Origin of the sequence: Pseudactinotalea sp., assembly GCF_048594945.1 — a bacterium.
In the GTDB taxonomy this organism is placed as follows: Bacteria; Actinomycetota; Actinomycetes; order Actinomycetales; family Beutenbergiaceae; genus Pseudactinotalea.
In genome coordinates, this window is sequence record NZ_JBMDXJ010000282.1 from 1 (window position 1) to 8,301 (window position 8,301).

Genomic DNA, 8,301 nt, shown 5'->3' on the forward strand with positions numbered 1-8,301 from the left:
CCATGTTCTACCTCCTTGGTGGTGCGGGGGACAGGCAGGGAAGCGTCAGCGGTTGGCGTCCCGTGCGCCGTCGGCCGCGTCGCGGACGCCGTCCTTGACGTGCTCACCCGCCTGCTTCACCTTGGCGCCGGCCTGGTCGGCCTGACCCTCGGTCTTCATGCTCTGGTCGTCGGTAAGGTCCCCGACGCCCTCCTTGACCTTGCCGGCCGCTTCCTGCGCCTTGTGCTTGATCTTGTCGTCGAGACCCACGGGATCGTCCTCCTCGTCGTGATCCCGCGCTGATCGCGGGATCTCTCATCTCCCAGTACCCACGTCGGTGGCTGGTCATGCAGTGATCGACGACATGGTTCAGACGGCCACGGATCGGGTACCGGAGGTTGACGAGCCTCGGCGAATCCCGGGGCGACGCGAACGAGAGGAGCCTCGGATGAGAGCCGTGACCTGGCAAGGGCGTCGCGACATGCGGGTGGTCGACGTCCCGGACCCGCGCCTGGAACAACCGACCGACGCGATCGTGCGCATCACCTCGACCGGGCTGTGCGGGTCGGACCTGCATCTGTTCGACCCGTTCACGCCCTTCATGACGCCGGGTGACATCGTGGGCCACGAGCCCATGGGGGTGGTCGAGGAGGTCGGTGCTGACGTGCATCAGCTGCGGCCGGGCGACCGCGTCGTGGTCCCGTTCAACATCAGCTGTGGCACCTGCTGGATGTGCGCGCGCGGCCTCCACAGCCAGTGCGAGACCACGCAGAATGGTGCCCACGGGACCGGAGCCAGCCTCTTCGGCTACTCCAAGCTCTACGGTCAGGTGCCGGGCGGCCAGGCCGAGGCGATGCGCGTTCCCTTCGCCGACACGCTGCCGATCGTGGTTCCCGATGGTCCGCCGGACGACCGCTTCCTGTACCTGTCCGACGTGCTCCCTACCGCGTGGCAGGCCGTCGAGTATGCCGGCGTCGGAGCAGGCGACTCGCTTCTCGTGCTGGGAGCCGGACCGATCGGAGACATGGCCGCACGGGTCGCGCTGCACCGGGGATGCGAGGTCGTGGTCGTGGACCTGGTCGCCGAACGCCTTGCGCGTGCGGCTGATCGTGGTGCAACCACGCTCGACGTGGAGGAGATCGGCTCCGACCATCTGCCCGAGCAGGTCCGCGACCTCACGAGGGGTCGCGGTCCGGACGCGGTCATCGACGCCGTCGGCATGGAGGCGCACGGCTCACCGGTGGCTGGTGCGATGCAGAAGGCTCTGAGCGTGCTGCCCCGGCCGGCTCAGGCGAGCGTCATGACCAAGGCGGGCGTCGACAAGCTGGAAGTGCTGCACCAGGCCATCGAGTGCGTGCGGCGTGGCGGGACGATCTCGGTGGTCGGCGTCTACGGCGGAGCAGCCGATCCCATGCCGATGATGCAGCTGTTCGACAAGCAGGTGCAACTGCGGATGGGGCAGGCGAACGTGCGCCGCTGGAGCAGCGACATCCTGGCTCTGCTCCAGCAGGACGACGACATCCTCGGGGTGGAGGCTTTCGCCACGCACCATCTGCCGCTCGAGGCCGCTCCCGAGGCCTACGTCACCTTCCGGGACAAGGCCGACGGCATGGTGAAGGCGGTGTTCACGCCCTGAGCGCCGTGCCTCAGAACACCGCTCGGCCGCCCGTGACCCCGAGCACGGTTCCGCTGACGTAGCTGGCCTCGTCGGAAGCCAGGAACACGAACGCCGCGGCGACCTCGGTCGGCTGCCCGGGGCGGCCCAGCGGGGTGTCGGATCCGAAGCCCTCGACCTTCTCCTCACCGAAGGTCGAGGGGATCAGCGGGGTCCAGATCGGTCCGGGCGCCACCGCGTTGACGCGGATGCCCTTCGCGCCCAGGTCGGAGGCCAGGTTGACCATGAGGTTGTTGAGCGCCGCCTTGGTCGACGCGTAGTCGAGCAGGGGTTCGCTGGGCTCGAACGCCTGGATCGACGTGGTGATCGTCACCGTGGCCCCCGGCTGCAGGTGCTTCACAGCCGCCTTGACGAGCCAGAACGTGGCGAACACGTTGGTCGAGTAGACCCGCTCCAGCTGCTCGGCGCTGAAGGCCTCGATGCCACCGCTGGTGCCCATCTGGAACGCGGCGTTGGAGACCACGGTGTCGAGACCGCCCAATTCGGCGACGGCATCCTCGACCAGCCGCACGTTCGCCTGCTCGGTCCGCTGGTCGGTCGGCAGCAGCACACATCGGCGTCCGAGCGCCGAGACCGCCTGCTCGACCTGCGCGGCGTCGTCGGACTCCTCGCGCAGGAACGCGATCGCCACGTCGGCGCCTTCCTTCGCGAACGCGATCGCGGTCGCCCTGCCGATGCCCGAGTCGCCGCCGGTGATCAGCGCACGCTTGCCCGTGAGGCGGTCGCGCCCGACCCAGCCGTCCTCACCGTGATCGGGCACCGGGCGCATTGCGTCCGTCCGCCCTGGCCATTCCTGGGTCTGCGCCGGCACCTGCATGGGGCGCGTCGTCTCGTCGGTGCTCATATCAGTCCTTCCGTCGGGGTCAGATCGGTCGGCGTGCTCGCGCTCTGGGGCTCGGTCGCCGGCTGCTGGTCCTGCAGCTCGTCACGACGCCCGGCTCGGTCGGCAAGGCTGTCCTCGACCGCTGTCGCGCTGGTCAGGCACGCGCGGGCACCGAGGATGAGGTCGTCAGCAAGCCGGGGCTCGCAGTCGATGACGTGCTCGGCCGCCTCGAGCACGGCGAGGTCGCCGATCACGCAGCGGTCCCACTGCTTCGCCGTGCCGTCGTCGAGACCGTGCGCGCGCAGTGTGCTGCCGGAGACCACGCGGCCCGACGCGGCCAGGGCGTCAGCCGCCACGAGCCATCCCAAGGTTGCCGCTCGCAGCGAGCGGCGGGTGGCCAGGTACTGCATCGCCGCGAGGCGCCACAGAGCGGCACCGGACATCGCTGACAGGTGCGCGCCGGTGCGATCGGGCACACCGAAGGCCCGGAGGACGCGGCCGATCACCTCGCGTGTGGCGTCGTCCATGCCCGGCGGCTCGACCGTGAGTGCAGCCCTCTGCAGCAGTTGCCGCGAGGTGCCGGCCAGCATGGGCAGGATGCTCAGATGGGCGTCACGCTCCCGCAGCCTCTGCACGGCCGTGAGCACGGCCGCCTCCTCCATCGGCTCCTCCCGCCCGGACCCCGACCCTGCCGGGACCGGCTCGGGCGCGGTGGCGATCATGGCCAGCACGTGCCGCACGGTGATGCAGCCGGAGCTGCTCGTCGGGATCGTCGAGTCCTGCCTGAGTCGCTCCAGGCCGCGCTCGATCGGGCTGCTGAGCCGCCAGCGCACCGTCGCGAGCAGCGGGTGGCTCTCCCACCCGGCGGACACACCCGCGAGCCCGCGCCGGTCGAGCTCGTCGAGACAGACCAAGGCGAGTGCGACGTCGTCGTCCGCCTCCCACCAGGGCGCCTCGGGCGTCCACCAGAGATCGGTGAGGTCGTTGCTCATGAGGATGCCGGGGTCCTGGATCGGGGGACCGGTCAGCAAGGTGAACAGCGCGCCGGAGACCGGCCCGCGGGCCCGGGGCAGGGTGGTGAGGTGGGCATGACGACGGCGCGGCGTGCCGGGCGTCCCGTCGGCGGCGGGCCGGGGCAGTGGAACTCGCATCGAACGCATCGTCCGTCCTTCGAGGACCGGGAGGTCCCAGACGTCCGCGCCGCGGGTCTCGAGCGCTTCTGCCTGAAGTCTGCACCACGGTGGCCGCCGCGTCCACCGGAACGGGTGTTCTCAGCCGGCGGTGTCGGGCAGGCTGCGCTCGGTCACGACGTGCATGGCGATATCCAGGAGGCGGATGTTCCGATCCTGCGAGAGGCGTGAGAGCACAGCGAAGGCTCGGGCGGCGTCGAGCGAGAACCGCTCCATGAGGATGCCTTGCGCCTGTCCGATGACGTTGCGACTGTCGACCGCCAGCCGCAGCTGCTCGTCCGACAGCGCTGATCGCAGCGCCACGGAGACGTGCGTGGCCAGGAGCCGCGCGATGTCGATCGAGTCGTGGTCGAAGGCGTCGGTGGTGCGCGAGTACAGGTTGAGGGCGCCATGCACGCGCTCGCTCGAGAACAGGCGCACGCTGAGCATGCCGGCCACACCGTGCTGCGCAGCCACCTGGGGACCCCAGCGTGGCCAGCGCGTATCGGTGGCCACGTCGGTGGCCTCGATCACCGGGCTGTCGGTGATCGCATCGAGGCACGGACCCTCGTCCAGCTCGTACTGCAACTGGTCGCAGGACTCGACGGCCGGCTCGGAGGAGGCGACCGACTCGAGCCTGCCGCGGCGGCGGCGCAGCGTGACGCCCGCCATCTCGCAGCCGGGGACCACGCCGATCGACCATCCGACGGCCACCCGCAGCACGTCCTCGCTCCCGGTCGCGTCATCCATCTGACGGGTGGCCAGGGCCAGCAGCCTGTCCATTCCCTCGGCGGTGCCGAGCCCGGCCACCGGCTCCAGGGCCGCGACGCCCTCGCCTGCCTCGTCGATATTCACGGCCTTAGTCTGCACCCGCCGTACCGCGAGGGCGATATCGACCCCGGTAGCGGGCGCCTGTGCCACACTGCCGACTGGGTCCAGACGAGCGGCCCGATGGCGTGCTGCGGCGCGCCGTCGAGCGCCGTGACCCGAGGAGGACGTGTGATCTCCGTGGTGACCCGCCGCCGTGCACTCGCCGGGCTGTTCGCGATCGGCATCGCCGGAGCTTCGGCCTGCACCGGTCCGACGACGCACGGCCAGGCATCCACGGCGCTGACCGGAGCGTTGGAGGACGCCGCATCTGCCGTCGAGACCTGCGACCTCACGCTTGGCCTGTTGGTGCAGCGGCGACTCACCGCGGCGGTCGCCGACACCGCCCTGCTGGACCAGATCCGCGTCCTGGAGGAGTCGACGTCGGCGTTGACCACGCTGGTGCCGCCCGCGGAGCTCGGCCAGGCTCGTTCGAGCGCGCTCAGCGCTCTCGGAGCAGCGAGCGCAGCAGTGGTCGAAGCGCGGGCCTGGGTCAGCGGCGAGCTGGGGGCGGCGGACGGACCCGGTGCAGCCGCCGAGGTGAGCGAGGCGCTCGCCGACGCCGGTGAGCAGATCGACGACGCGCTCGCGCAGGTAGGCCCGTGAAACGGCTGCTCGGGCTCGCACTCGGCGTGCTCACCGCGATCGGCGGGTTCGTGGACATCGGTGACCTCGTCACGAACGCGGTCGTCGGGTCCCGGTTCGGGCTCTCGCTGGTCTGGGTGGTGGTCGTCGGCGTGGTCGGCATCTGCCTTTTCGCCGAGATGTCGGGCCGGGTGGCCGCCGTGAGCGGGCGCGCGACGTTCGAGATCATCCGGGAACGGCTCGGCCCGCGTGCGGCCGGCGCCAACCTGGCGGCCTCGTTCGCGATCAACCTGCTGACGCTCACGGCCGAGGTCGGCGGCATCGCCCTCGCGCTGCACCTGGCGAGCAGCGTCGAGCCACGGCTGTGGGTCCCGGTCGCTGCCGTGGCGGTCTGGCTGGTTCTGTGGCGTGTCAAGTTCTCGATCATGGAGAACGTGGCGGGCCTGCTCGGGCTGCTGCTGGTCGGCTTCGGTGTCGCCTTGTTCCTGCTCGGACCCGATTGGGGCGACCTGATGCGCCAGGCCACGAGCATCGGCCGGCCACCCGCCGAGCAGTCGACACTCACCTACTGGTTCTACGCCGTCGCCCTGTTCGGTGCCGCGATGACCCCCTATGAGGTCTTCTTCTTCTCCTCGGGTGCGATCGAGGACAAGTGGACCGCGAAGGATCTGTCCCAGAACCGGCTCAACGTGCTCACCGGATTTCCGCTGGGTGGATTGCTCTCGATCTCGATCGCCGCCTGCGCTGCCGTCGTGCTCATGCCCCGGGGTATCGAGGTCTCCTCGCTGTCGCAGATCGTCCTCCCGGTCGCGCAGGCGGGCGGCACGCTGCTGCTCTCGGTCGTCATCGTCGGCATCGTCGCGGCCACCTTCGGGGCGGCGTTGGAGACAGCCCTCTCCAGCGGCTACACGCTGGCGCAGTACCTCGGCTGGTCGTGGGGGAAGTTCCGCCGACCCACGCACGCCGCGCGGTTCCACCTGACGATGATCGTGGCGCTCGTGATCGCGGTCGGCATCCTCGCCACGAGCGTCGACCCGATCGCGGTGACGGAGATGTCCGTGGTGTTCTCCGCCGTCGCGCTGCCGCTGACCTACGTGCCGATCCTCGTGGTCGCCAACGACCCCGAGTACATGGGTGAGCACGTCAACGGACGGGTTGCGAACGCGCTCGGCAGCGTGTCCCTGGTGGTCGTGCTGATCGCTGCGATCGCGGCGATCCCTCTCATGATCGTGACGGGAGCCGGCTCCTCATGAGCACCATCGATCCGCATGGCCGACGAGTCCTCGACGCCCGGCTGCATCTGCTCGACCGCCAGGTCATCGGCGCCGACGGCGAGCCGGTCACCACGGTCGACGATCTCGAGATCGTCGGGCCCGACGGCGGCGAGGTCACCCCGGGTGCGCCGGCTCACCTCGCCGCGGTGCTCACCGGCCCCGTGCTGGTGACGCGGATACTCGGCGGTCACCCGCCACCGTCACGCTGGGAACGGATCGAGTGGCGACACGTCGTCGCGGTCGGCACGACGCTGGAACTCGACGTGAGTGCCGACGATCTCGATCTCGACTGGGTGGAGCGGTGGGTGCGCGAGCACGTGATCCACCGGATCCCTGGCGGGGCGCACGACCCGGAGGCAGACTCGTGATCCTCGGCGACCTCCTCGACGCGCGTGTGCGTGACCACACGGGCACGCCGCTCGGCCACGTCGTCGACGTGCGTCTCTCGCTGGAGCGGCGTGACCATCGCCCTGACAGCGGAAGGAGCGAGGACGAGACACCGCTCGCCGACCAGGTGCGGCGTCACGACGCCGTCGGCCGGGCCGAGGTCCTCGGGCTGCTGGTCAGCCCTCGCTCCGGAGCCTCGTTCCTCGGGTTCGAGCGCACCGGTGTCCGCTCGCCCGCCCTGGTCGCCACACTCGTCCGGCGCCGTCATCGCGGCACGTTCCTCGTGGAGTGGCACCAGATCGCCGCGTTCGGCAGCGGCACGATCACGCTGGCCGAGGGGTATACCCGTCATGACCCGGAGCTGCCACGACATGCGTGCCGCCGGAACAACGGCGCCACGACATCGGTTCATGCTCACCAGGACCGTCCCGACGAGAGGAACACCATGTCCACCGATTCCTATGACGTGATCGTGCTCGGCGGTGGCCCGGTGGGGGAGAACGTCGCCGACCGGGCGGTGCAGGGCGGTCTGAGCGCCGTCATCGTGGAGAGCGAGCTCGTTGGCGGCGAGTGCTCCTACTGGGCATGCATGCCCTCGAAGGCGCTGCTGCGCCCGGCACAGGCGCTGCGGGCGGCGCAGCACGTAGCGGGTGCTGCCGAGGCTGTGACCGGGTCGCTCGACGTCCCGGCGGTCCTCGCCCGCCGCGACTCCTTCGCCAGCAACTGGTCCGACGAGGGTCAGGTCGACTGGCTCGGCTCGGCCGGCATCGGCCTCGTCCGAGGCCACGGCCGGCTCACCGGACCTCGTGAGGTCACGGTCGAGACCGACGACGGCGGGACTCGCCTACTCGAGGCGCGTCACGCCGTCGTGATCAGCACAGGGTCCGACGCCTCGATCCCGCCGATCGACGGATTGGCCGAGGTCTCGCCCTGGACGAGCCGCGAGGCCACCAGCGCCCAGGAGGTGCCCGCCTCCCTGGCGATCATCGGAGGTGGGGTGGTCGCCGTCGAGATGGCGACGGCGTACGCCGCCTTCGGTACCGACGTCACCCTGGTCGCTCGGCACGGGCTGCTCGGCTCGATGGAGCCGTTCGCGGGTGAGCGTGTCGAGGCCGGCCTTCGCGCGGCGGGCGTGGACGTCCGCACGCACACCGGGACCACGCGGGTGCGCCGCGAGGCGAACGGCGTGGTGATCTCGCTGTCCGACGACACCGAGGTGGTGGCCGAGCAGGTGCTGGTGGCCACCGGCCGGTCACCGCGCAGCAGCGACATCGGTGTCGAGACGGTCGGCCTGACACCGGGGGAGACCATCTCGACCGACGACACGCTGCAGGTCCCGGGCTTCGACTGGTTGTACGCGGTCGGGGACGTGAACGGGCGCGTGCTGCTCACGCACCAGGGCAAGTACCAGGCCCGTGCCGCCGGTGACGTGATCGTCGCGCGCGCCACTGGCGGAGGCGTCGACGACGCCGATTGGGGCCGCCACGTGGCCACGGCCGATGCTGCCGCCGTGCCGCAGGTCGTGTTCGGCGAGCCGGAGGT

At 70.6% G+C, this 8,301-nt stretch carries 9 protein-coding genes; 5 read left to right on the forward strand and 4 right to left on the reverse strand.

Annotation, left to right across the window (positions count from 1 at the left end):
• Positions 1-45: 45 nt before the first annotated feature.
• On the reverse strand, positions 46-249 hold the full coding sequence (locus ACOJSN_RS12290; RefSeq protein WP_420112788.1) for a CsbD family protein: 204 nt from the start codon (positions 247-249) through the stop codon (positions 46-48).
• Positions 250-427: 178 nt separating this feature from the next.
• Between ACOJSN_RS12290 and ACOJSN_RS12295 the strand changes: the two genes are divergently transcribed.
• On the forward strand, positions 428-1,615 hold the full coding sequence (locus ACOJSN_RS12295; RefSeq protein ID WP_420112789.1) for a zinc-dependent alcohol dehydrogenase: 1,188 nt from the start codon (positions 428-430) through the stop codon (positions 1,613-1,615).
• Between the two features lie 10 nt (positions 1,616-1,625).
• Here the strand turns inward: ACOJSN_RS12295 and ACOJSN_RS12300 are convergent, their stop codons facing one another.
• From ACOJSN_RS12300 to ACOJSN_RS12310, 3 genes are all read right to left on the reverse strand, one after another.
• Complete coding sequence (locus tag ACOJSN_RS12300) at positions 1,626-2,498, reverse strand: SDR family oxidoreductase (RefSeq protein WP_420112790.1); 873 nt, start codon at positions 2,496-2,498, stop codon at positions 1,626-1,628.
• Positions 2,495-3,637, reverse strand: coding sequence for a hypothetical protein (locus tag ACOJSN_RS12305; RefSeq protein WP_420112791.1), 1,143 nt, complete (start codon positions 3,635-3,637; stop codon positions 2,495-2,497). The genes ACOJSN_RS12300 and ACOJSN_RS12305 overlap by 4 nt, the downstream gene beginning before the upstream one ends.
• Positions 3,638-3,748: 111 nt before the next feature.
• A complete protein-coding gene (locus ACOJSN_RS12310; protein WP_420112792.1) occupies positions 3,749-4,501 on the reverse strand; it encodes a GAF and ANTAR domain-containing protein in 753 nt (250 codons plus the stop codon).
• 144 nt (positions 4,502-4,645) lie between these two features.
• On the opposite strand from ACOJSN_RS12310, the gene ACOJSN_RS12315 reads away from it, so the two are divergent.
• From ACOJSN_RS12315 to ACOJSN_RS12330, 4 genes are all read left to right on the forward strand, one after another.
• Complete coding sequence (locus ACOJSN_RS12315; RefSeq protein WP_420112793.1) at positions 4,646-5,119, forward strand: hypothetical protein; 474 nt, start codon at positions 4,646-4,648, stop codon at positions 5,117-5,119.
• On the forward strand, positions 5,116-6,351 hold the full coding sequence (locus ACOJSN_RS12320) for an NRAMP family divalent metal transporter (RefSeq protein WP_420112794.1): 1,236 nt from the start codon (positions 5,116-5,118) through the stop codon (positions 6,349-6,351). Before ACOJSN_RS12315 ends, ACOJSN_RS12320 begins: the two co-directional genes overlap by 4 nt.
• On the forward strand, positions 6,348-6,740 hold the full coding sequence (locus ACOJSN_RS12325; protein ID WP_420112795.1) for a hypothetical protein: 393 nt from the start codon (positions 6,348-6,350) through the stop codon (positions 6,738-6,740). Before ACOJSN_RS12320 ends, ACOJSN_RS12325 begins: the two co-directional genes overlap by 4 nt.
• A gap of 464 nt (positions 6,741-7,204) precedes the next feature.
• The coding region (locus ACOJSN_RS12330) for a dihydrolipoyl dehydrogenase family protein (RefSeq protein WP_420112796.1) at positions 7,205-8,301 on the forward strand (1,097 nt) is incomplete at its 3' end.